Annotated in this window: 19 protein-coding genes; 9 read left to right on the forward strand and 10 right to left on the reverse strand. The window is 61.1% G+C overall.

The features are described from left to right. Nucleotides 1-40 precede the first annotated feature (40 nt). The gene (locus tag AO064_RS10195) at nt 41-1,003 is read left to right on the forward strand and encodes a CobW family GTP-binding protein (RefSeq protein WP_064053200.1); all 963 of its coding nucleotides are present in this window, start codon (nt 41-43) and stop codon (nt 1,001-1,003) included. Here AO064_RS10195 and AO064_RS10200 read toward each other — a convergent pair. Continuing rightward, nucleotides 997-1,392 (reverse strand): DUF3301 domain-containing protein, encoded by a 396-nt coding sequence (locus tag AO064_RS10200; protein ID WP_064053201.1) that lies wholly within the window; start codon nt 1,390-1,392, stop codon nt 997-999. The two genes, AO064_RS10195 and AO064_RS10200, sit on opposite strands and share 7 nt — an antisense overlap. Before the next feature lie 117 nt (nt 1,393-1,509). Here AO064_RS10200 and pdxY point away from each other — a divergent pair, with 117 nt between their 5' ends. Next, on the forward strand, nt 1,510-2,382 hold the full coding sequence (gene pdxY / locus AO064_RS10205; protein WP_034110415.1) for a pyridoxal kinase PdxY: 873 nt from the start codon (nt 1,510-1,512) through the stop codon (nt 2,380-2,382). A gap of 81 nt (nt 2,383-2,463) precedes the next feature. Further along, nucleotides 2,464-3,492: a hypothetical protein gene (locus AO064_RS10210; protein WP_015886606.1), complete on the forward strand. Its 1,029-nt coding sequence runs from the start codon at nt 2,464-2,466 to the stop codon at nt 3,490-3,492. 36 nt (nt 3,493-3,528) lie between these two features. Here AO064_RS10210 and AO064_RS10215 read toward each other — a convergent pair whose 3' ends face one another. Next, on the reverse strand, nt 3,529-4,014 hold the full coding sequence (locus AO064_RS10215; RefSeq protein WP_003177014.1) for an acyl-CoA thioesterase: 486 nt from the start codon (nt 4,012-4,014) through the stop codon (nt 3,529-3,531). Between the two features lie 292 nt (nt 4,015-4,306). On the opposite strand from AO064_RS10215, the gene AO064_RS10220 reads away from it, so the two are divergent. Next, complete coding sequence (locus AO064_RS10220; RefSeq protein WP_046035799.1) at nt 4,307-6,070, forward strand: cation:proton antiporter; 1,764 nt, start codon at nt 4,307-4,309, stop codon at nt 6,068-6,070. 211 nt (nt 6,071-6,281) lie between these two features. Here AO064_RS10220 and AO064_RS10225 read toward each other — a convergent pair whose 3' ends face one another. From AO064_RS10225 to uvrD, 3 genes are all read right to left on the reverse strand, one after another. Beyond that, entirely contained in the window at nt 6,282-6,689 is a 408-nt protein-coding gene (locus AO064_RS10225) for an SMI1/KNR4 family protein (RefSeq protein ID WP_028618538.1), read from the reverse strand. Between the two features lie 135 nt (nt 6,690-6,824). Further along, nucleotides 6,825-7,694 carry a Tim44 domain-containing protein gene (locus AO064_RS10230; RefSeq protein WP_046035798.1) on the reverse strand — a complete coding sequence of 290 codons (870 nt, stop codon included), beginning with the start codon at nt 7,692-7,694 and terminating at the stop codon, nt 6,825-6,827. Nucleotides 7,695-7,931: 237 nt separating this feature from the next. Next, nucleotides 7,932-10,115, reverse strand: a complete 2,184-nt coding sequence (gene uvrD / locus AO064_RS10235; RefSeq protein WP_064053202.1) for a DNA helicase II — start codon at nt 10,113-10,115, stop codon at nt 7,932-7,934. A 247-nt stretch (nt 10,116-10,362) separates the two neighbouring features. Here uvrD and AO064_RS10240 point away from each other — a divergent pair, with 247 nt between their 5' ends. The 3 genes from AO064_RS10240 to AO064_RS31205 all read left to right on the forward strand — a co-directional run bounded on the left by AO064_RS10240 (nt 10,363) and on the right by AO064_RS31205 (nt 14,682). Next, complete coding sequence (locus AO064_RS10240; RefSeq protein ID WP_064053203.1) at nt 10,363-13,239, forward strand: EAL domain-containing protein; 2,877 nt, start codon at nt 10,363-10,365, stop codon at nt 13,237-13,239. A gap of 158 nt (nt 13,240-13,397) precedes the next feature. Beyond that, nucleotides 13,398-14,264: a transcriptional regulator HexR gene (gene hexR / locus AO064_RS10245; protein WP_003177007.1), complete on the forward strand. Its 867-nt coding sequence runs from the start codon at nt 13,398-13,400 to the stop codon at nt 14,262-14,264. A gap of 220 nt (nt 14,265-14,484) precedes the next feature. Continuing rightward, nucleotides 14,485-14,682, forward strand: a complete 198-nt coding sequence (locus AO064_RS31205) for a PA3496 family putative envelope integrity protein (protein WP_079444958.1) — start codon at nt 14,485-14,487, stop codon at nt 14,680-14,682. Here AO064_RS31205 and AO064_RS10250 read toward each other — a convergent pair. Then, entirely contained in the window at nt 14,612-15,586 is a 975-nt protein-coding gene (locus AO064_RS10250) for a LysR family transcriptional regulator (RefSeq protein ID WP_015886600.1), read from the reverse strand. The two genes, AO064_RS31205 and AO064_RS10250, sit on opposite strands and share 71 nt — an antisense overlap. A gap of 195 nt (nt 15,587-15,781) precedes the next feature. Between AO064_RS10250 and AO064_RS10255 the strand changes: the two genes are divergently transcribed. Together AO064_RS10255 and oadA are read left to right on the forward strand one after the other, a co-directional pair. After that, the gene (locus AO064_RS10255; protein ID WP_003213442.1) at nt 15,782-17,197 is read left to right on the forward strand and encodes an acetyl-CoA carboxylase biotin carboxylase subunit; all 1,416 of its coding nucleotides are present in this window, start codon (nt 15,782-15,784) and stop codon (nt 17,195-17,197) included. An 11-nt stretch (nt 17,198-17,208) separates the two neighbouring features. Beyond that, the gene (gene oadA, locus AO064_RS10260) at nt 17,209-19,017 is read left to right on the forward strand and encodes a sodium-extruding oxaloacetate decarboxylase subunit alpha (RefSeq protein WP_064053204.1); all 1,809 of its coding nucleotides are present in this window, start codon (nt 17,209-17,211) and stop codon (nt 19,015-19,017) included. Nucleotides 19,018-19,092: 75 nt separating this feature from the next. Here the strand turns inward: oadA and AO064_RS10265 are convergent, their stop codons facing one another. The 4 genes from AO064_RS10265 to AO064_RS10280 form a co-directional block, all read right to left on the reverse strand. Then, complete coding sequence (locus tag AO064_RS10265) at nt 19,093-20,388, reverse strand: autotransporter outer membrane beta-barrel domain-containing protein (protein ID WP_064053205.1); 1,296 nt, start codon at nt 20,386-20,388, stop codon at nt 19,093-19,095. Between the two features lie 158 nt (nt 20,389-20,546). After that, nucleotides 20,547-21,227, reverse strand: a complete 681-nt coding sequence (locus tag AO064_RS10270) for a GNAT family N-acetyltransferase (RefSeq protein ID WP_064053206.1) — start codon at nt 21,225-21,227, stop codon at nt 20,547-20,549. A 10-nt stretch (nt 21,228-21,237) separates the two neighbouring features. Further along, nucleotides 21,238-21,684: a GNAT family N-acetyltransferase gene (locus AO064_RS10275; RefSeq protein ID WP_064053207.1), complete on the reverse strand. Its 447-nt coding sequence runs from the start codon at nt 21,682-21,684 to the stop codon at nt 21,238-21,240. Next, nucleotides 21,681-22,319, reverse strand: a complete 639-nt coding sequence (locus AO064_RS10280) for an FMN-binding negative transcriptional regulator (RefSeq protein WP_064053208.1) — start codon at nt 22,317-22,319, stop codon at nt 21,681-21,683. The genes AO064_RS10275 and AO064_RS10280 overlap by 4 nt, the downstream gene beginning before the upstream one ends. Nucleotides 22,320-22,397: the final 78 nt, after the last annotated feature.

Genomic DNA, 22,397 nt, shown 5'->3' on the forward strand with positions numbered 1-22,397 from the left:
GTAGGATCAAACGCTCTACACGGTCTGAACGATGCTCCTCATGCTGCAGAACATTCCCACTCATGTGATTGCCGGGCCGTTGGGCGCCGGCAAGACCAGCCTCATCAAGCACCTGCTTGCCCAGCGCCCAGCCAACGAGCGCTGGGCCGTGCTGATCAACGAGTTCGGGCAAATAGGCCTGGACGCCGCCTTGCTCACTCAGGATGACGACGGCATTGCCTTGGGCGAAGTCGCTGGCGGCTGCCTGTGCTGTGTGAATGGCGCGCCGTTCCAGGTAGGACTTGGGCGTTTGTTGCGTAAGGCCAAACCCGATCGGCTGTTTATCGAGCCGTCAGGCCTGGGCCATCCGGCGCAATTGCTCAAGCAGTTGCGAGAGGCGCCGTGGCAGAACGTGTTGGCAGTGCAGCCCTGTGTGCTGGTGTTGGATGCCCAGGCGCTGGCGGCGGGTAAACCCTTGCCGTCGGCGCAGCAGGAAGCCTTGGCGAGTGCCGGGCTGCTGGTATTGAACAAGGAGGAAGCGCTGGACGCTGCGCAGCGCCACGCCATTGAACAGCAGTTACCAGATTGCCCGTTTTACTGGACCCGGCAGGCGCATTTGCCGCTGACCCAGTTACCAGGACTGAACGCACAGGCGGCTGCGGCTGTGGATAACTTCGAAGTGCCCAAGGGGCTGGCGCAGATGCCGGCCATTTGGAGCGATCCCGCGCAACCGATCTGCCTGAGCCAGGCCCAAGAGGGCGGCTGGAGCATCGGTTGGCGCTGGCACCCGAGCCAGCAATTCGATGCCCAGCGCCTGCATCATTGGCTGGCAAGCCTTGAGTGGCGCCGCGCCAAGCTGGTTATCCACAGCGCCGAAGGCTGGTTGTCGGCCAACGCTGTGGATAACAGCCCGCTCGCCTGGCACACCAGCGAATGGCGGCGCGATTCGCGTATCGAATTGATTTTCAGCGACCCACAGGACGTGGCGGCATTGCAGACCGCACTGGCGGCCTGTCGTTACTGACGGTTCTTGGTGCCGTGGTCCTGTCGCCACTGGCTCAGCTCGATCACTTCGGCGCTGGGCAGTGGTGTCTTGATCTTGAACGGGTAGGGCGCCAGTTCGATCTGCGCACTGTGGGCGCCGAATTGGGTGATGGTCCCTGGGTGGCGGGTTTCGCCGGTCACGGTGAATTCAAAGTTGTAGATACGTGCCAGGCGCCGCCGGCCATTGGCATCCTTCACAAACCCGATGCGCTTGAGCGCCACCGCACCGTCGAGCAGTTCGATGTCGAGCTTGGCGCAATGCTGCTTGACCCGCTCCAGCGCACGCTCGCGCAGGCCGTGGTTGTGCCACACCCAGGCGGCACCGGTCGCCAGCAGCATCAACACGAAGATGTTTCCCAGGGTCAGCATGCGAAAGACTCCAACAAAGTGAGAGCAGCTTAACTGTGTCGCCGGTCTGTCGTATAGGCTGCTTTTAGTCGCATACTGCGCGGCCAGAATTTCAACGGCTTTACGGAAATCCCCCGCATGAAACGCACACCTCATTTGCTTGCGATCCAGTCTCATGTGGTCTTCGGCCATGCCGGAAACAGCGCCGCCGTGTTCCCCATGCAGCGCGTCGGGGTGAACGTGTGGCCGCTGAACACCGTGCAGTTCTCCAACCACACCCAGTATGGCCAGTGGGCGGGTGAAGTGTTGGCGCCGCAGCAGATTCCGGCGTTGGTGGAAGGCATCGCCGCGATCGGCGAGTTGGGCAACTGCGACGCGATTTTGTCCGGCTACCTGGGCAGTGCGGATCAGGGCCGGGCGATCCTGACCGGCGTGGCGCGCATCAAGGCCATCAACCCCAAGGCTTTGTATCTGTGCGACCCGGTGATGGGCCATCCGGAAAAGGGCTGCATCGTGCCCCAGGAAGTCAGCGATTTCCTGCTGGACGAGGCCGCGGCAATGGCCGACTTCCTGTGCCCCAACCAGTTGGAACTGGACAGTTTTGCCGGGCGCAAGCCGCAATCGCTGTTCGATTGCCTGGCCATGGCCAAGGCGTTGCTGGCGCGCGGGCCGAAGGCTGTATTGGTCAAGCATTTGGATTACCCCGGCAAGTTGCCGGATGGTTTCGAAATGCTGCTGGTGACCGCCGAAGGCAGCTGGCACCTGCGCCGGCCGCTGTTGGCGTTTCCGCGTCAGCCGGTGGGTGTCGGCGATTTGACCTCGGGCCTGTTCCTGGCGCGCGTTCTGTTGGGCGACAGCCTGTTGGCCGCCTTCGAATTCACCGCCGCCGCCGTACACGAAGTGCTGCTGGAAACCCAGGCTTGCGCCAGTTACGAGCTGGAGTTGGTGCGGGCTCAGGATCGCATCGCCCACCCTCGTGTACGTTTCGAAGCGACACCCATCGAGTTGTAGGAATATTCCTGATTGAGCCAGGTAAAGGGCGTCCGGTACTATCGGGCGCCTTCTAGTCCACTGTGCTTTCAAGGAAGATCCATGTCCCTCGTATTCCCTTCGCCGCGGGCGCTGACCGCCCTGGTGCTGACGTCGTTGCTGGCCGGTTGCAGTGTGAACGGCACTTACCCTGATGCCACTGAGGCTGATGCCGCCAAACTGCGCTTCATCTCTAATACGTCCAATACCACCATCGACGTCTACGACGCTGAGCACTGCATGGGCCAGACCACTGGCATGCTCAACAATATTTTCTTGGTCGATACCCGGCGGCGTGTCGGCATGTCTGTGCCCCCACCGGTCAAGGCCAGAGGCTTGCTGGAGTTCAAGCTGGCACCCGGCAAAGAAACCATGCTGATGATCAACACCAATGGCGGCAGCTATGTCTGCGGCAAATCAATGAGCATCACGCCAAAGGCCGGGGAAGAGTATGAAGTGACCTTCGACATGGAACGGGGCATGTGCACGACCTCGTTTCAGCGCCTGACGCGCTCGGATGGCAAGGATGTGCGCATCCCCCAGCCGATATTCGAGAACGGTATGCCGTCGTGCGCGGGCAAGAGCCCGATATTCGGTAAGGTGATCCCGGCTACGCCACACCGTACCGCGTTGATCAACGCAATCGTTGAAACCCATATGCAGCTCATCACGTTGATGGAGCCTGACACCGCGCAGCGCCCGCAAGCCACCGAAGAGGCGATCGCCGAGCGCAAGGCGAAATTAGGCACATTCACGCCACCTGAGGCCTATTGGGTTCAGTTCCGTCAGAACTATGCACGGGTGAATCAGGAAATGGCTGGCCGCAAGGCGCGTACGCTGGAGCTTTATGAGCGGGTTTACCGCATGCGCTTGAGCGGCACCGAAGATGCGATTCTGGAGCAATGGCAGAACCCGACGGACGCCGCCGTTGTCGAGCGTGTCAAGGCTAACGACAAGTTGATGGCGCAGTACTACACGAACACCAGCAAAGCCGTGATGGTGGACATCGTGAACCATCACATGGAGCGCATGAGCCAGTTGGATCAGCGCTTTGATGTGTGTGCCCACTACGATGGGTGTTGGCGGTTGTAGGAGCGGGCTTGCTCGCTCCTACACGGGGGGCATGGCCTACAGCGCGTCTGCCTTGATTTCCTGATAGCGCTTTTCCAGCTCCTGACGGATCTGTCGGCGCTGCTGGGCCTGCACGAACCGGCGCTTGTCTTCGCTGTTGTGAGGTTGCAGCGGTGGCACGGCGGCCGGTTTGCGCTGGTCGTCCACGGCCACCATGGTGAAGAAGCAACTGTTGGTATGGCGCACCGAGCGTTCGCGGATGTTCTCGGTCACCACCTTGATGCCCACTTCCATCGACGTGTTGCCGGTGTAGTTGACCGATGCGAGGAACGTCACCAGCTCACCGACATGGATCGGCTCGCGAAAGATCACCTGGTCTACCGACAAGGTGACGACATAGCGGCCGGCATAACGGCTCGCGCAGGCGTAGGCCACTTCGTCGAGGTACTTGAGCAGTGTGCCGCCGTGGACATTGCCTGAGAAGTTGGCCATATCAGGGGTCATCAATACCGTCATCGACAGCTGGGCGTTTCCGGGTTCCATAGCACACTCACGGGTTGTAGGCATTGGTTGGGGGCGCACCTCTGCGGGTGCTGGAATCTTTACAGCGCCATCCATAACGGGACGCCGGTAGGCGGCTTGCCGTCACGCGCTCACCGATCTGTTTCCATATATTGCACCGGCTTTCCGGCGGAAGTCGCGGTGTTAACCTTCAAAAGCCCGTCTCAGGGCATTTCTTACGATCAAGGCAGACTTTTCCTTCCGCACTTTGCGATATTTCAAAGGCGCGGGTGGAAGTGGGAAAAGCGCCAGTACCCTCAAGGAGCCCCTCGCCATGCACGCCATCAGCTTTATCCAGGACTTGGCCGTGATCATGCTGGTGGCAGGGGTTGTCACCATCCTGTTTCACCGCCTCAAGCAGCCAGTGGTGCTGGGCTACATCGTCGCCGGGTTCATCATTGGCCCCCACACCCCACCTTTCGGCCTGATTCACGACGAAGACACCATCAAGACCCTCGCCGAGCTGGGGGTGATCTTCCTGATGTTCTGCCTGGGCCTGGAGTTCAGCCTGCGCAAGCTGTTCAAGGTCGGCGCCACGGCGTTTATCGCAGCCTTCCTGGAAATCATCCTGATGATCTGGATCGGCTACGAGATTGGCCGCTGGTTTGACTGGAACACCATGGACTCGCTGTTCCTCGGCGCAATCCTGGCGATTTCCTCCACCACCATCATCGTCAAGGCGCTTAACGACCTGAAGATGAAAAACCAGCGCTTCGCCCAGCTGATTTTTGGCGTACTGATTGTGGAAGACATCCTCGGCATCGGCATCATCGCCTTGCTGTCGAGCATCGCCGTCAGCGGTACGGTCAGCTCCGGCGAGGTGTTTTCCACGGTCGGCAAGCTCTCGCTGTTCATGATCGTTGCGCTGGTCATCGGTATTTTGCTGGTGCCGAGGCTATTGGCTTATGTGGCCAAGTTCGAAAGCAACGAGATGTTGCTGATCACCGTACTGGGCTTGTGTTTCGGTTTCTGCCTGCTGGTGGTCAAGCTGGAATACAGCATGGTGCTGGGCGCGTTCCTGATCGGCGCAATCATGGCCGAATCCCGACAGTTGATTAAGATCGAGCGCCTGATCGAGCCGGTCCGCGACATGTTCAGTGCCATCTTCTTTGTGGCCATTGGCTTGATGATTGACCCCCAGATCCTGCTGCAATACGCCTGGCCGATTGCGGTGATCACCGTGGCGGTGGTGCTCGGCAAGATGCTGTCCTGCGGCTTGGGGGCATTTATCGCCGGCAATGATGGCCGTACCTCACTGCGCGTGGGGATGGGGCTGTCACAAATTGGTGAGTTTTCCTTCATCATCGCGGCGCTGGGGATGACGCTGCAGGTGACCAGTGATTTCCTTTATCCCGTCGCCGTGGCGGTTTCAGCGATTACCACGCTGCTCACGCCGTACTTGATTCGCGGCGCTGACCCACTGTCGCTGAAGATTGCGGCAATTATGCCCAAGCGCATGAGCCGGGTGTTCGGCATGTACGGCGAATGGTTGCGCAGCATCCAGCCTCAGGGCGAAGGCGCCATGTTGGCGTCGATGATCCGCAAGATCATCCTGCAAGTGGGGGTGAACCTGGCGCTGGTGATCGCGATCTTCTTTGCCGGCAGCTTTTTTGCGGCGCGCATCGGTGGGTACCTGGAGGGCTGGATCAGCGATCCAAGCTGGCAGAAGGCGCTGATCTGGGGCGGGGCGTTGCTGTTGTCGCTGCCGTTCCTGATCGCGGCGTACCGCAAGCTCAAGGCGCTGTCGATGCTGCTGGCGGAGATGAGCGTGAAGCCGGAAATGGCTGGGCGACACACCCAGCGTGTACGAAGGGTGATCGCGGAACTGATCCCGATCCTCTCGCTGCTGGTGATCTTCCTGCTATTGGCCGCCTTGTCGGCCAGTATCCTGCCGACCAACAAGTTGCTGGTGCTGATCGCCGTCGTCACGGCAGCGGTGGCGGCCGTGCTCTGGCGGTGGTTCATCCGCGTGCATACGCGGATGCAGGTCGCCTTGCTGGAGACCCTGGATAACCACAAGGATACGCCGGAGCACTAAGTGGGCGGGCCACTTTACTGTGGTGAGCGAGCTTTTTTGTGGTGAGCGGGCTTGCCCCGCGCTGGGCTGCGTAGCAGGCCTAGTCCAGGCGACGCGTTGTTTCAGGTTTGGCGATGTGAGGCTATGGGGCTGCTTCGCAGCCCAGCGCGGGGCAAGCCCGCTCACCACAAAGCCCGCTCACCACAGTAAGCCCGGTCAGCCAACAGCTCTGTCAGCTTTCCAGCCAGACGTCCCGCGCCCAGTGCCACACGGATTCCCAGGTTTCTTCGGTGACGATTTCTTCTTCGCCGGACCACAGCACCACGGTGCCGTCTTCTTCGACGCAATAGTAGTCGTCGCCGTCCTGGCAGATAGGGATCAGGCTGCGATCAACACCGGCATCCCAGGCGTTGGCGGCCACGTCCGGCAGGTAGGTGTGGGATTGCGGGTCGGTGACGGTCACCGGCTCCAGGCTGCCGTACACCACATCGCTGACGGTCAGCAAAAATTCACGGAAGACAAACGGGATGTCGATGAACAGTTGTTCCTCGATTTCCACCAGTTGGTCTTCGTCAGGCAGTTCCAGCGGAACCGGAACCGGTTCGTTGGCTTCACGCAATTGTTCGATGATTTCTTCCACGGCCGGGATCCTCTTGCTAGATGGCGCGGTTTATAGGGGCGTTTTATACAGTAGCTCGCTATAAGTGCAACCGTGAAATAGAAAACCCCGGACAGGTCCGGGGTTTTTTGTATCTGCTTGCTAAGCGCGCAGGGATCAGCCGTTCTGGCGGATACCGGCGACCAGCCAAGGCTGGTTGTCGCCCTGGGCACGTTCCATGTTCCAGCTTTCGCTGAACACTTCGCCCTGGTCGAAGCGCGAAGTCTTCGATACACCGCTGAAAGTCAGGGTGGCGATGGTCTTGTCGGCGCGATCATCCACACCTTCCAGCTGTACGCGCAGGTCGTCGATGTAGGTCGACTGGAACGCGTCGCCCAGGTCGGCACGTTCGCGCTTGAGGAACTCCAGCAGTTGCGGGGTCACGAACTCGGAGATCTTGTCCATTTCGTTGGCGTCCCAATGCTGCTGCAGGGACTGGAAGTGGCTGCGGGCCGCTTCGACGAAACGCTCTTCGTTGAACCAAGCCGGTGCGTTGATCACCGGACGGGCCGCAGCAGGCGCTGCCGAACCACCGAAGATCGAACCCATGGCTGGTTTTTGCTCGAACACTTCACGCTGCATTGGCGCGCCAGCGGGAGCCAGATGCTCCTGCTGCTTGCGGCGACGGGCAGCGATGAAGCGGAAGATCAGGAAGGCGATGACCGCCATGATCAGGATGTCGAAGATCTGCATGCCCTGGAAGCCGCCGCCCATGAACATGGAAGCGAGCAGGCCACCGGCGGCGATACCGGCCAGAGGGCCCAACCAGCGCGAAGCACCGCCAGCCTTGGCAGCGGCGCCTGCAGCACCGGCTGCGCCTGCGGTAGCCGCAGCACCGCCGGCACCGGCGGATGGGGCCATTTGGCTGGTCTGGTGAGTCGGTGCCGAGCCCATGCTTTTGCCGCCACCAAAGCGCTTGGCGTTGGCGTCGATGCTCATCGTCAGGCCGATGCACAACGCCATGGCGATGCTAAGAAAACGTTTCATAAAGGGAATTCCCATTTGTGGATTGCACGCGCGCCATGTTGCACAGGTGTAGTGACAGTGGCTAGCGACATAATGTTTCGGGCTTTTGCGTAGGACCGATTCAGAATGGTCTGTAGGACTTATTACAGATATTGGCCCGCGCTCGTCTAAAACAAGGGCGGGCCCATCATCTTCATGTAACGCAGTGTTTCATGAGAGAGGCTGGTTGGGGTGAGGGAGCAAGCGCCCTCGCCACAGTCAGATGGCTTCGAGCTTCGCGTAACCCATCATCAGCCACTTGCTGCCTTCGGCGAAATTCACCTGCACCCGCGCCTGGGCACCGGCGCCTTCGAAGTTGAGGATCACGCCTTCGCCGAACACCGAATGCCTGACCTGCTGGCCAAGGCTGAACTGGGTTTCCGGAATCTCGGAACCGGCAAACATACTGCTGGAGTTCTGCTGCTGACCTCCGCCGAACGGGCGGCTGACGCTGTTGGACAAGCGCACTTCCTGGATCAGCCCCTTCGGCACTTCACGTACGAAACGCGACACCTTGTTGTAGGTCTCGCTGCCGTACAGGCGTCGAGTCTCGGCGTAGGTCATCACCAGGTTCTGCATCGCGCGGGTGATGCCCACGTAGGCCAGGCGGCGCTCCTCCTCAAGACGGCCCGGCTCTTCCAGGCTCATCTTGTGCGGGAACAGGCCTTCTTCCATGCCCACCAGGAACACGTACGGGAACTCCAGGCCCTTGGCGCTGTGCAAGGTCATCAGCTGGATGCTGTCTTCATGCTCATCGGCCTGGGTATCACCGGCTTCCAGCGACGCATGGCCGAGGAAAGCGGCGAGCGGGGTCAGCTCTTCGTCTTCCTCGGTGTTTTCGAACGCACGAGCGGCGCTGACCAGTTCCTCAAGGTTTTCTACCCGGGCCTGGCCTTTCTCGCCTTTTTCCGCTTCGTGGTAGGCAATCAGCCCGGACTGCTCGATCACGGTCTGAGTCATCAGGTGCAGCGGCATTTCCGAACACTTGGCGGCCAGGTTCTCGATCAGCTCGACAAACACACCCAGCGCCCCGGCGGCGCGGCCGGTCAGGCCTTTATTGGCGATCAGCAAGCGCATGGCTTCCCACATCGACACATCGGCATGGCGCGCGTGGTCGCGAATGGCTTCGACAGTCTTTTCGCCAATGCCACGGGCCGGGATGTTGATCACCCGCTCCAGCGCCGCATCGTTGCCGCGGCCTTCCAGCAAGCGCAGGTAGGCCATGGCGTTCTTGATCTCGGCACGCTCGAAGAAGCGCTGGCCACCGTAGATGCGGTACGGGATGCGTTCGCGCAGCAAGGCTTCTTCCAAGACCCGCGATTGGGCGTTGGAGCGGTACAGGATGGCGATATCGCTGCGCGCCAGGCCGGTTTTCAGTGCACTTTCGATGGTTTCCACCACGTAGCGCGCTTCATCGTGCTCGTTGAACGCGGCGTACAAGTTGATGGCTTCGCCTTCGCCGCCGTCGGTCCACAGCTCTTTGCCCAGGCGCCCGGTGTTGTTGGCGATCAAGGCGTTGGCCGCCTTGAGGATCCCGGCGGTGGAGCGGTAGTTCTGCTCCAGGCGGATGGTGACGGCGTCCGGGAAGTCTTCGGAATACTGGTAGATGTTCTCGATTTTCGCGCCACGCCAGCCGTAGATCGACTGATCGTCGTCGCCCACCACCATCAGGCTGTCGCCACCTTTGGCCAGCAGGCGCAACCAAGCGTACTGCACGGCGTTGGTGTCCTGGAACTCGTCCACCAGGATGTGGCGGAAGCGTTTCTGGTAATGGGCCAGCAAGCCCGGGTTGTCGCGCCACAGGTCGAGGGCGCGCAGCAGCAGCTCGGAGAAGTCGATCACCCCGGCGCGTACGCACGCGGCCTCGTAGGCTTCATAAATGCTGCGCATGGTGGCCAGGAACAAATCGCCGCTGGCCTGGATGTGCTGCGGGCGCAGGCCTTCGTCTTTCTGGCCGTTGATAAACCATTGGGCCTGGCGCGCCGGCCAACGCTGTTCGTCGAGCCCCAGCTCGCGGATCACCCGCTTGACCAAGCGTTGCTGGTCATCGCTGTCGAGAATCTGGAAGGTCTGGCTCAGGCCCGCTTCCTGCCAGTGCGCCCGCAACAGGCGGTGCGCCAGGCCGTGGAAGGTGCCCACCCACATGCCGGCCGGGCTGATGCCCATCAACTGCTCGATGCGGTGGCGCATCTCGGCAGCGGCCTTGTTGGTGAAGGTCACCGACAGGATGGAATGCGGGGACGCGTTCTCGACCTGGATCAACCAGGCGATACGGTGCACCAGCACTCGGGTTTTACCGGAGCCAGCACCGGCCAGGACCAACTGACGGCCAACGGGGGCGGCTACGGCCTGGCGTTGGGCATCGTTGAGGGAGTTCAGCAAAAGAGAGAGATCATCGCGCATCGGCGCATTCTATGGCCCACGGGGGAGTGGGGCAAATACCAATGCCGGGTGGTCGACGGAAAACAATCAGGGTGATGACCGGTTGGTCAATGGCCACAGCCCGCGCAGCGTCTCGCTCAAGCCGTCTGGCCCCGAAGTTTGCGGCGCATGAGCGTGCCGTTTTTATGACGTAGAGCAGTTTGGCCCAAGCGTTTGCTTGTGTATGCTCCGTCGACGTTTCGGGCTCACCATTATAAGAACACTGCCTATGACCCTCAGCACCGACCTGTTTGGCCCCTCGGCGGCGCCCGCGCAGGTTCTTCGCAAACACTACGCCACCGAGATGGCGGTCGAGCGCACACGCCTGCTGTATCAGGGCTCGCTGCTGCCGACCCTGTTGATGTTGGTCAATGGCCTGGTCTGCGCCTGGCTGCTCTGGAACCCCAAGCAATACCTGTTGGACAGCATCTGGTTGGTCTGGCTGCTGGCCCTGGTGGCGATGCGCGTGATCCAAGTGGCCGCGTTTGATTCGGCCATGCCCAGTCGCCAGGCCCAGCCGGTGTGGCGGCGCATGTTCATGCTCGGTTCGGCGGTCAGCGGCCTGACCCTGGCCACCGCCGCCATCGCCCTGGTGCCGGCGGACAGCTTTATGCAGCAGGCCTGGGTGTTCGGCCTGATCGGCGCCGCGACACTGTCGGCCAGCGTGGCCTACGCCGTGAGCGTGCCGGCCTTTTTGTCGTTCGCCTTGCCGTGCCTGGTGCCGTCCATCATTTACCTGTTCTGGAGCGGTGACCCGCAGCAGCGTGGCTGGGGCGTACTCGGCCTGATCCTGCTGGCGTCCTTGAGCCTGGTGGCATGGCAGGTCAACCGCCTGATCCAGCGCGGGCTGCTGCGACGCTTCCAGAACCAGGCGTTGATCGAGCATCTGCAACAGGCACAGCAGCGCAGCGAGCAACTCAATCAGGAGTTGGTGCGCGAAGTGGAACAACGCCGCCAGGTCGAGCAGGAACTGCGCGAAGCCCAGGTCGGCCTGCAGGACCGCGTGGCACAGCGCAGCCAGGAGCTGGACGCTGCCAGCCTGGCGCTGAATAAAAGCGAGGCGCGCCTGGCCATGGCCCTGCAAGCCAGCGAGCTGGGCCTGTGGGACTGGAACCTGCAAACCGACGAAGTCCACCACACCCAGCTCAAGGAGCTGTTCGGCCTGGAGCCTGAGTACGTCACGGCGATGCTCGGTCACCTCAAGCCACGCCTGCACCCCGAAGACCTGCCGCTGCTCAAGCGTGCCCTGGTGGAGCACCTCAAGGGCCGCAGCGAGGACTACCAAGTGGAATACCGCGTGCGTCATGGCGATGGGCACTGGGTGTGGATCGAAGACCGTGGCCGTGCCGTGGAGCGTGCGCCCAGCGGCCGCGTCACGCGCATGCTCGGTACACGCCGTGATATCAGCGCCAGCAAGGCCCTGGAGGAACAGCAGCGTTTGGCGTCGACCGTCTTTGAAGCCGCCAGCGAGGGCATTGTGATCCTCGACCCGGACTACGTGCTGATTGCCGTCAACCAGGCCTTCAGCCGTGTCACGGGCTTTGAAACCGACGACATGATTGGCCGCAATGTGGTGGAGCTGCCCAGCAGTCGCGATGCCCGCCGCCACTTCCCGGTGATCCGCCAGGCGTTGCTAAGCCACGGTACGTGGCAGGGCGAGTTGGTGGAGACGCGCAAGAACGGCGAGCTGTACCCGCAGTGGCTGCAATTGAATGTGGTGCGCGATGTTCGAGGAAAAGTCAGTCATATCGTGGGGTTCTTCGCCGATCTCTCGGCGCGGCGTGAGTCCGAAGAACGTATGCGTTACCTCACTCATTACGACGAGTTGACCGGGCTGGCCAACCGCTCGCTGTTCCGCGAACGGCTGCGCGAGGCTCATCAGCGTGTACGCCAAGGCGGGCGCAGCCTGGCGCTGCTGCACATCAATCTAGACCGCTTCAAGTTACTCAATGACAGCCTCGGCCATGAAGTTGCCGACCAATTGCTGCAAAAAATGGCGCGTCGCCTGATTAACGCTTTGCCCGAGGCCGACACCATTGCGCGTTTGTCCGGGGATGAATTCGCTGTGTTGTTCGACGCCTATGGCAACCTGTCGAGCCTGGCGCGCGTGGCCACTCGGCTGCTGGCCAAACTGCGGGTGCCGGTGACGGTGGAAGGGCATGAGTTGGTGGTCAGTGCCTCAATGGGTGTCAGCCTGTTACCGGACAATGCGCGGGAGATTTCCGCGCTGGTCAGTCAATCGAACATGGCCATGCAGCACGCCAAGCACTTGGGCGGCAATAACTTTCAGTTCTACACCGACAGCTTGCAAGCCAGCACCCTGGAGCGCTTGCAGCTGGAAAACCACCTGCGCAAGGCCATCGAAGAACGTCAGCTCTCAGTGTTCTACCAACCGAAGTTATGCCTGGCCACCGGCAAGCTGAATGCGGCCGAGGCGTTGATCCGCTGGGAGCATCCGCAATGGGGCATGGTGCCGCCGGGGGATTTTATCGGCCTGGCCGAAGAGACTGGCCTCATCGTGCCGCTGGGCGAATTCGTGCTGCGCGAGGCGTGCTGGCAGGCGTGTGAATGGCAGCGTCAGGGGCTGGCGCCGATTCGCGTGTCGGTGAACCTCTCGGTGCACCAACTGCGCCAAGGCAAGTTGGTCAGCCTGGTGCGCCAAGTGCTTGAAGAAACCGGCCTGGACCCGCAATACCTCGAGCTGGAGCTGACCGAAAGCCAGTTACTCGACAGCGTCGAACACATCATCGCCACCTTCCAGCAACTGCGCGACCTGGGCGTGAAGCTGGCCATCGACGATTTCGGCACCGGTTATTCGTCCCTCAGCTACCTCAAGCGTATCCCCGTGGACTACGTGAAGATCGACCAGACCTTTATTCGTGGGCTCGGGCAGGGGCGTGAGGACGCGGCCATCACCCGCGCAATTATCGCCATGGCCCATGGGCTGGCCCTCAAGGTGGTGGCAGAAGGTGTGGAAGACCAGCAGCAGCTGGATTTCCTGCGCGCTGAGCGGTGTGACGAAGTGCAGGGCTATTTGATCAGCCGGCCGATGCAGGCCGAAGGGTTGGCAGATTTGTTACGGAAAAATGCAGATTTTCCTGAGTGATGCCAAGGTCGCCCCTGTGGCTACAACTTGGCCGCCCTTAAATTCAAAGGCGGGCAGGGCGATTTAGTGACGCGTCGGACGGGCAAAACGGCAATTCTTGTAGTATAACTACAAGCTTGCTACATCCTTGGCCCTGCCCATAACAAGAGTCCTGTCCTTTGAACCTGTTGCAACATATCGCCCAGTCGCGCCACCTGTTACGCAAATCGGAACTCAAGGTTGCCGATCACGTGCTGCTTGACCCTGCGGCTGTGATGCACAGTTCCATGGCCGATTTGGCCCACAGCGTGGGCATCAGCGAGCCGACCATCGTGCGTTTCTGCCGCGCCATCGGTTGCTCCGGGTTCCAGGACTTGAAACTCAAGCTGGCCCAAAGCCTGGCCGCCGGTGCGAGCTTCGGGCAATTTGCGATCCATGAAGACGATTCCGTTGCCGATTACAGCCTGAAAATCTTCGACACCACCCTGCACACCCTGATGGAAGTGCGCGAGAAGCTCGACCCGGTGGAGCTGCAGAAGGCCGTGACGGCCATGTCCCAGGCCCAGCGCGTTGAGTTCTATGGCTTCGGTGCATCCGGCGCAGTGGCGGCCGACGCTCAGCACAAATTTTTCCGCCTGCTGCTCACCGCAGCGGCCTACAGTGACCCGCACATGCAGGCCATGTCGGCGGTGACCTTGAAGCCCACCGATGTCGCCATCTGCATCTCCCAGTCCGGCCGCTCCAAAGACCTGCTGATCACCGCCAACCTGGTGCGTGAGAGCGGCGCTTCGTTGATCACCCTGTGCCCCAGCCAGACGCCGTTGGCGGAACTGTCCACGGTCAACCTGGCCATCGATGTGCATGAAGACACCGAAATCTACACGCCACTGACCTCGCGCATCGCCCACTTGGTGGTGATCGACGTGCTGGCGATGGGCGTGGCCATGGCGCGCGGGCCGAGCCTGGTCAACCACCTCAAGAGCGTCAAGCGCAGCTTGCGCAGCCTGCGTCTGTCGCCCAAATCCGTCAAAGCCCTCGACGACTAGCGCTGTATGCAGAGCAAAATGTGGGAGGGGGCTTGCCCCCGATGCAGTGAGTCAGTCAGTAAATCTGGTGACTGATACACCGCAATCGGGGGCAAGCCCCCTCCCACATTTGGATTTCCTACAGATCAGCAATGTTCATCGTCTTGTAATGCGCGCGCCGCTAAACCGTCATCGCCCAAGGCCATCCTGTACTCCCCGTACTCGCATTGGGAGACTCCAAATGGCCCGGCCCTACGAAGACAGCAACAGCTCCGTCAAGACCCGTCGTCAACAGGAAGACCAGCGCCGCATGGCGTTCCGTCGCGCAATCGAAGACCGCTGTGATCAGCGCCAACTGCTCCAGAGCATCACGGACTACCCGGAACTCCACTGGCAGGCACCCGCGGCTGCCCAGCGAAGCGCTCAGCCAGCGCGCTGATCTGCACCCGCTCGCTGCGGATAAAGCCCAGGAACGCATGGGCCACTGGTGACAGGCGCTTGGCCTTGGCCTGCACCAGGCACCAACTGCGGTACAGCGGCAGCTCTTCCACCGGCAGCTCCTTGAGCCCGCCGGTGGCCAATTCCATGTTGACCGCGTGACGCGTCAACAAGGCCACGCCCAGCCCGGCGCATACGCATTCACGCTGCGCCTCGGCTGAGGCGACTTCCACCGTCTGGGTGAAGTGCACGCGTTTTTCCTTGAAATATTCCTCACAAGCCAGCCGCGTGCCGGAACCCGGTTCGCGCAGCAGCAGTGTGTAAGGTTCCAGGTCCTGCAGGCGCAGCGGTCCCTGAAGGCTGAGCGGGTGGTCGGGCGGTGCCACGGCAACGATTGGGTTGTTAAGGAACGGCAGGAACTCCAAGCCCATGTCCTGGGGCACCATCGACATGATCACCAGGTCGTCGCGATTGTCCGAAAGCCGGCGGATCACCTGGGCACGGTTAACCACCGTGAGGTGCAATTGCACTTCCGGATGCTGGCGCTTGAAGGCGGCAAACAGGTGCGGCACGAAATACTTGGCGCTGGACTCAATCGCCAGTTTCAGTTGGCCTTGCAACGAGCCCTGCATGTCCGAGAGCTGCATATCGAGGTTTTCCAGGCGCCCGAAAATATCCCGGCTGGCCCTTTGCAGGGCTTCGGCGGCCTCGGTCATGTAAAGCTTTTTGCCGACGTAATCGAACAACGGCTGGCCGATCAGCTCTTCCAGCTGGCGAATTTGTAGGCTAACGGCCGGTTGTGTGAGAGACATTTCCTCGGCCGCGCGGCTGTAGGAGCGCAAGTCACACACCTCATGGAAGATCTGCAACTGACGCAATGTCAGTCGCATCAATGACTTACGCATTTTTTAATTCTCTCGCCCCAGGCTGTGCGGCCAACTATAAGTCTTTACTTATGCACGACCCAATAATTATTGATTTTTGTTAATCCCTTGGCGGGCTTAGTGTGTGTCTCGCGACTGTCATGAAACATTTGGTCACGCGCCGACCCGGATTCATAGGGTCGAAGAACGCAGCAATCGGCTCAAGGGAATTTCCAAGTGATAAAAAAGATCCTGATCGCCAACCGTGGTGAAATTGCCGTACGAATCGTGCGTGCCTGCGCCGAGATGGGCATTCGCTCGGTCGCGGTCTACTCCGACGCCGACCGCCACGCGTTGCACGTCAAGCGTGCCGACGAAGCCCACAGCATCGGTGCCGAGCCCCTGGCCGGCTACCTGAACCCGCGCAAGCTGGTGAACCTCGCCGTGGAAACCGGCTGTGATGCACTGCACCCCGGTTACGGGTTCCTGTCGGAAAACGCCGAACTGGCGGACATCTGCGCGGAACGCGGGATCAAATTCATCGGTCCCTCGGCCGAAGTCATCCGCCGCATGGGCGACAAGACCGAAGCGCGCCGCAGTATGATCAAGGCCGGTGTGCCGGTCACGCCGGGCACCGAGGGCAACGTCGCCGACATCGCTGAGGCCCTCACCGAAGGCGACCGCATTGGTTACCCGGTGATGCTCAAGGCCACCTCCGGTGGTGGCGGTCGCGGCATTCGTCGTTGCAACAGCCGTGAAGAACTTGAACAAGCCTTCCCCCGCGTGATTTCCGAGGCCACCAAGGCGTTCGGTTCGGCGGAAGTGTTCCTGGAAAAATGCATCGTCAATCCCAAGCACATCGAGGCGCAGATCCTCGGTGACAGCTTCGGCAATGTGGTGCACCTGTTCGAGCGCGATTGCTCGATTCAGCGCCGTAACCAGAAGCTCATCGAAATCGCCCCAAGCCCGCAACTGACCCCGGAACAGCGCGCCTACATCGGCGACCTGTCGGTGCGAGCCGCCAAGGCCGTGGGCTACGAGAACGCCGGTACCGTGGAGTTCCTGCTCGCCGAGGGCGAGGTGTACTTCATGGAGATGAACACCCGGGTGCAGGTGGAACACACCATCACCGAAGAAATCACCGGGATCGACATCGTCCGCGAACAGATCCGCATCGCCTCCGGCCTGCCGCTGTCGGTGAAACAGGAAGATATCCAGCACCGTGGCTTCGCGTTGCAGTTCCGTATCAACGCCGAAGACCCGAAGAACAACTTCCTGCCCAGCTTCGGCAAGATCACCCGTTACTACGCACCCGGCGGGCCTGGCGTGCGTACCGACACGGCGATCTATACCGGCTACACCATCCCGCCGTTCTACGACTCCATGTGCCTGAAACTGGTGGTGTGGGCGTTGACTTGGGAGGAAGCCATGGACCGCGGCCTGCGTGCCCTGGACGACATGCGCCTGCAAGGCGTGAAGACCACCGCCGCTTACTACCAGGAAATCCTGCGCAATCCGGAATTCCGCAGCGGCCAGTTCAACACCAGTTTCGTGGAAAGCCACCCTGAGCTGACCAACTACTCGATCAAGCGCAAACCCGAAGAGCTGGCCCTGGCCATCGCCGCCGCCATCGCCGCCCACGCAGGCCTGTGAGGAACATTCCAATGTCTAAAAAAATCTTCGTAACCGACACCATCCTGCGCGACGCTCACCAATCGTTGCTGGCCACTCGCATGCGCACCGACGACATGCTGCCGATCTGCGACAAGCTCGACAAAGTCGGCTACTGGTCCTTGGAAGTCTGGGGCGGCGCGACCTTCGACGCCTGCGTGCGCTTCCTCAAGGAGGACCCGTGGGAGCGTCTGCGCAAACTGCGCGTCGCGTTGCCCAACACCCGCTTGCAGATGCTGCTGCGTGGCCAGAACCTGCTGGGCTATCGCCATTACAGCGATGACGTGGTCAAGGCGTTCGTGGCCAAGGCTGCCGTCAACGGTATCGACGTATTCCGCATTTTCGACGCCATGAACGACGTGCGTAACCTGCGCGTGGCCATCGAAGCGGTGAAGGCTGCCGGCAAACATGCCCAAGGCACCATCGCCTACACCACCAGCCCGGTGCACACCGTCGAGGCGTTCGTGGCCCAGGCCAAGCAGTTGGAATCCATGGGTTGCGACTCGATTGCGATCAAGGACATGGCCGGCCTGCTGACCCCGTACGCCACCGGCAAGCTGGTCAAGGCACTCAAAGCCGAGCAAAACCTGCCGATCTTTATCCACTCGCATGACACGGCGGGCTTGGCCGCGATGTGCCAACTCAAGGCCATCGAGAACGGTGCCGACCACATCGACACGGCTATCTCCAGCTTCGCCTGGGGCACCAGCCACCCCGGTACCGAGTCGATGGTCGCCGCCCTTAAAGGCAGCGAGTTCGATACCGGCCTGAGCCTGGAACTGCTGCAAGAGATCGGTCTGTACTTCTACGCCGTGCGTAAGAAGTACCACCAGTTCGAAAGCGAATTCACCGCCGTCGACACCCGCGTGCAAGTCAACCAGGTACCGGGCGGGATGATTTCCAACTTGGCCAACCAATTGAAAGAGCAAGGCGCGCTCAACCGCATGGGCGAAGTGCTGGCCGAAATCCCGCGAGTACGCGAAGACCTCGGCTTCCCGCCGCTGGTCACCCCGACCTCGCAGATCGTCGGCACCCAGGCGTTTTTCAACGTGTTGGCCGGCGAGCGCTACAAGACCATCACCAACGAAGTGAAACTGTACCTGCAAGGCGGCTACGGCAAGGCGCCGGGCACCGTGAACGAGAAATTGCGTCGCCAGGCCATCGGCAGCGAAGAAGTGATCGACGTACGCCCGGCCGACCTGCTCAAGCCGGAAATGACCAAACTGCGCGGTGAAATCGGCGCGTTGGCCAAGTCCGAAGAAGACGTGCTGACCTACGCCATGTTCCCGGACATCGGGCGCAAGTTCCTTGAAGAGCGCGACGCCGGCACCCTGGCCCCTGAAGTGCTGTTGCCGATCCCAGAAGCCGGCGGCGTGGCGCGTGCCGGTGGCGAAGGCGTACCGACCGAGTTCGTCATCGACGTACACGGCGAAAGCTACCGCGTGGACATCACCGGTGTCGGCGTGAAGGCAGAAGGCAAGCGCCACTTCTACTTGTCCATCGACGGCATGCCGGAAGAAGTGGTGTTCGAGCCGCTCAACGAATTCGTCAGCAGTGGCGGCAGCAAGCGCAAGCACGCCACCGAGCCTGGCCATGTCAGCACCGCGATGCCGGGCAATATCGTCGACGTGCTGGTCAAGGAAGGTGACGTGGTCAAGGCCGGCCAGGCCGTGCTGATTACCGAAGCCATGAAAATGGAAACCGAAGTGCAGGCAGCGATTGCCGGTAAGGTGACTGCCGTTCATGTGGCCAAGGGCGACCGGGTCAACCCTGGCGAAATCCTGATTGAAATCGAAGGCTGATCCAGCCTTCGACACGACCGTTTAATCCTCGGGGGGGCAGGTGCCCCCCTTTTTTTTGTGCGCAATTTGGTGGGGTTAGAAGCTGATCTTCCACTGCCCCATCAAGCCCTGGTTGCGACTGTTTGTGCCGGCCTGCGCGCTGTAGGTCAGGCCGACGGTGTGTTGTGCCGACAAGGCGAGGTCGAGCCCGGCTTGCAGGTCGAGGCTATTGCGGTCCAGCGAGGTGCCGGTGACGGTGAAACCGTCAACCAGCCCCGGCAGGGCACGGTAGGATTGGCGGACCTGGCTGTCGACTCCGCCGTAGAGGTGTTTCCAGCCGGTGCTGAGGTGGGGTGTGAGGCTGATCTGGTTATCGAACCGATACACCGTTGCCAGGCGCAGGCCCAAGGTGGTGCTGAGGTTTTGTTGGGTTTGTGCGCCGACGTTCAGCGCGGTCAAGCCACCCGTTTCCTTGAAACTGTCGCGGTGGTAGCGCTGGAAACCGAGGCCGGCGAAGGGTTCGACGCTGAGGTCCGCGCTGCCCAGTTGATAGCCCAGTTCGGAAAACAGGGTTTGGCTTTGGGCGTTGTATTTGCCCTTGAGTTGCTCCTTGTAGTCCAGCAGGTTGACGTCGCGTTTGTTCTGCCCCGCGTGGTCGCTGTAGATCGCCCCCAGGCGCAGGCCTATCGGGCCGTCCTGGCGTACGGCGTAACCCCCCAGGTGCCAGCTGTCGAGGTCGCCAGAGAAGCGTTGGGTATTCAAATGGCTGGTGGATTTTGCACCCATGATGCCAACGCGCCAGGCGTGATCCAGTGCCCAGTCGGCGCCCAGCAACAGGCCGTCGACGCCATATTTCAAACCAGCGCTGCCGCCTTGCTTGTCGAGGCTGCCGTCGTTGCCCACACCTTGAATCCAGAAGTGGCCTTCGTCGTCAGCGGGCAGTGTGCGCAGGGTCGAGAGCAATTGGTTGCTGAGGTGCTGTGTGGTGTTTTGCGTTGCGCCGGCGAGGTTGGCGTTCTGGCTGCCGGCCAGTTGCTCAAGGCTGGCACCGATGCCGCCGGGTTGTTTCTCGAGGCCATCACCGAGCTTTTCAAGGGCTTTGATTTGCTCGGACGTCAGTTCCCCAGACTCCAGTAACCGAATCAATCCCGGCTCCAGCACCTTGGCCACTTGCAAGCCATTGCGCGAGGTCGCTTTCTGGGTGAGATAACCGTCGAGGGGCGTTGATTCGATCTCGGGTTCTACAGGAGGCCACGGATCGGGCTGCGCATCGTAGTACGGATGCGGGTACGGCTTGTATTCAATATCGCCACGCGCATGCGCGGGTTGAAGGCTGGCAGTGCTGAGAGCAAGGGCAATGACGAGTGCGAATCTGTGGGGTGTAAAAGGCATGAAATCCCAACCTCTGATGAATGAGGCCGGGAATTTAGCGAGATGACGGGGCGATAACTGTCAGGTCATCGACCCCCGGTTTGCGGGAGTTTTCTCTAGTGCGGCGCGATTAAAAACGCATCGGCCAGCGGGCGATCAACGCGTGGCTCCCTCATTGATCAGAGGTGTTGGGACCGGCACTGCGCCAGTGACTTCACCTGCCCATCACCCTGCTGGTTCGCTTCCGACAACCACGCCTCAAAGCCCGCTGCAACGTGTGGCCATTCGGCGTCGATGATCGAGTACCACGCGGTATCCCGGTTCTTGCCCTTGACCACGGTGTGCTGGCGGAACACGCCTTCAAAACTGAAACCCAACCGCTCGGCCGCGTATTTGGAGCGGCCGTTGGCGTTGTTGCACTTCCATTCCAGGCGACGGTAACCCTGGTCGAACGCGTGCTTGGCCAGCAGGTAGACCGCTTCGGTGCTTTTTGGCGAGCGCTGCATGGCGGCGCCGAAGGTGACATGGCCGATTTCGATGCGACCGTGGTCCGGGACGATCGACATCAGGCTGAGGAGGCCCTGTACCTGGCCGGTTGCGCGGTCGATGACGCTGAAAAAATACGGGTCGCTGTGCGCGGCGTGATTGTTCAGCCAGTCATTGAAGACGCTGCGTTCGGGGAATGGGCCGTAAGGCAGGTAGTCCCACAGCTTGGGGTCGGCACCGGGGCCTTGCAGGGCGTTGAACAGCTCATCGCCATGGCGGGCGGGGTCGAGTTTTTCCAGACGGATAAACCGTCCTTCCAGCCGTTGAACGGTGGGCGCCGGGACGCCTTTCCAGTCAGCGAGAGAAGTCGTCATGCTGCGCTCCTTAAAGACCTTTGCGAAATTGGATAAAGCCTGGACGTTCGGCAATGCGTTCGTAGAGTTGGATCGCCGTGGCGTTGGTCTCGTGGGTCAGCCAATGGACCTTGCAGCAACCGTCAGCCTTGGCGGTGGTGTAGACGAATTCGATCAACTTGCGGCCCACGCCGGTGCCACGTTGGGTCGGGACGACCAGCAAGTCCTGCAAGTAGCACGAGTTCTCGATGCTCCAGTTGGAGCGGTGGTAGATGAAGTTGACCATGCCCACCGCCTTGTCGTCCTGCCAGGCCAGGGCCGAATGGGTGGGCTCGGTGGCGTCGATCAGGCGCTGCCAGGTGCTTTGGGTGACGGCGTCGGGCAACTCGGTGTTGTAGAACGTCAGATACGCTTGCCACAGCGGCAGCCAGGCGGCGTGGTCGGCGGCGGTGACTGGGCGGATGTCGATCTGGCTCATTCTGAGGCTCCTTGGGGCATAAAGCGGGCGAGGGTCTGGTCACGCACGTCGCTACTGGCGGCCAAGCCTTCGCGCACGCCGGCGATATCGGCCGGGCTGCGGTTCTGGCTGAGTTTGCGTTTGCCGATCAGTCGTTCGACCGGCAGGGCAAAGCCGACGATGGCGTTGAGCATGCTTTCAATGTAATCGGCCGGGGCGTCGCTGACCTTCCAGGGCTGGGAGCGGTTGCCCTCATGGCGATCAGTGAGAGCGCTGACCACGTTGAGCAAACGCTCGGCGTCGGTAAACACCTCGGCCTTGCCATAGGCGTGCACCGCCAGGTAATTCCAGGTGGGCACCACTTTGCCGTGCTCGGCCTTGGCTGGGTAAAAGGCCGGGCTGATGTAGGCCTCGGCGCCTGCAAAGATCACCAGCGCTTCGCTGCCGTTCTGCAGGTCCCGCCACTGAGGATTGGCCTTGGCCAGGTGTCCGTAGAGCGTGCCATTGGCACCTTCATCGGGGTTGAGCAGCAGTGGCAAATGGCTGGCTTGCAGGCCTTGTTCACCCACGGTCACTAACTGCGCCAGGCGGGTGTGCTGGATCAATTGGTGCAGTTCGGGCAAATCGTCGAGGGCGAAGGCGCGAGGTGTGTACATGGAAATATTCCTTGGCGAATGCCTGCATCCTAGGCAGGCTAATGGCTCGTTGTAAGAGCCATCTGGCACCAATTTCAT

Origin of the sequence: Pseudomonas marginalis, assembly GCF_001645105.1 — a bacterium.
GTDB classification, from domain to species: domain Bacteria; phylum Pseudomonadota; class Gammaproteobacteria; order Pseudomonadales; family Pseudomonadaceae; genus Aquipseudomonas; species Aquipseudomonas petroselini.

What these genes read in the sequence shown, in the direction of transcription:
- AO064_RS10195 (WP_064053200.1), top strand. Translation starts at nt 41, where the DNA reads ATGCTGCAGAACATTCCCACTCATGTGATTGCCGGGCCGTTGGGCGCC.
- AO064_RS10200 (WP_064053201.1), bottom strand. Translation starts at nt 1,392, where the DNA reads ATGCTGACCCTGGGAAACATCTTCGTGTTGATGCTGCTGGCGACCGGT.
- pdxY (WP_034110415.1), top strand. Translation starts at nt 1,510, where the DNA reads ATGAAACGCACACCTCATTTGCTTGCGATCCAGTCTCATGTGGTCTTC.
- AO064_RS10210 (WP_015886606.1), top strand. Translation starts at nt 2,464, where the DNA reads ATGTCCCTCGTATTCCCTTCGCCGCGGGCGCTGACCGCCCTGGTGCTG.
- AO064_RS10215 (WP_003177014.1), bottom strand. Translation starts at nt 4,014, where the DNA reads ATGGAACCCGGAAACGCCCAGCTGTCGATGACGGTATTGATGACCCCT.
- AO064_RS10220 (WP_046035799.1), top strand. Translation starts at nt 4,307, where the DNA reads ATGCACGCCATCAGCTTTATCCAGGACTTGGCCGTGATCATGCTGGTG.
- AO064_RS10230 (WP_046035798.1), bottom strand. Translation starts at nt 7,694, where the DNA reads ATGAAACGTTTTCTTAGCATCGCCATGGCGTTGTGCATCGGCCTGACG.
- uvrD (WP_064053202.1), bottom strand. Translation starts at nt 10,115, where the DNA reads ATGCGCGATGATCTCTCTCTTTTGCTGAACTCCCTCAACGATGCCCAA.
- AO064_RS10240 (WP_064053203.1), top strand. Translation starts at nt 10,363, where the DNA reads ATGACCCTCAGCACCGACCTGTTTGGCCCCTCGGCGGCGCCCGCGCAG.
- AO064_RS31205 (WP_079444958.1), top strand. Translation starts at nt 14,485, where the DNA reads ATGGCCCGGCCCTACGAAGACAGCAACAGCTCCGTCAAGACCCGTCGT.
- AO064_RS10250 (WP_015886600.1), bottom strand. Translation starts at nt 15,586, where the DNA reads ATGCGTAAGTCATTGATGCGACTGACATTGCGTCAGTTGCAGATCTTC.
- oadA (WP_064053204.1), top strand. Translation starts at nt 17,209, where the DNA reads ATGTCTAAAAAAATCTTCGTAACCGACACCATCCTGCGCGACGCTCAC.
- AO064_RS10265 (WP_064053205.1), bottom strand. Translation starts at nt 20,388, where the DNA reads ATGCCTTTTACACCCCACAGATTCGCACTCGTCATTGCCCTTGCTCTC.
- AO064_RS10270 (WP_064053206.1), bottom strand. Translation starts at nt 21,227, where the DNA reads ATGACGACTTCTCTCGCTGACTGGAAAGGCGTCCCGGCGCCCACCGTT.
- AO064_RS10275 (WP_064053207.1), bottom strand. Translation starts at nt 21,684, where the DNA reads ATGAGCCAGATCGACATCCGCCCAGTCACCGCCGCCGACCACGCCGCC.
- AO064_RS10280 (WP_064053208.1), bottom strand. Translation starts at nt 22,319, where the DNA reads ATGTACACACCTCGCGCCTTCGCCCTCGACGATTTGCCCGAACTGCAC.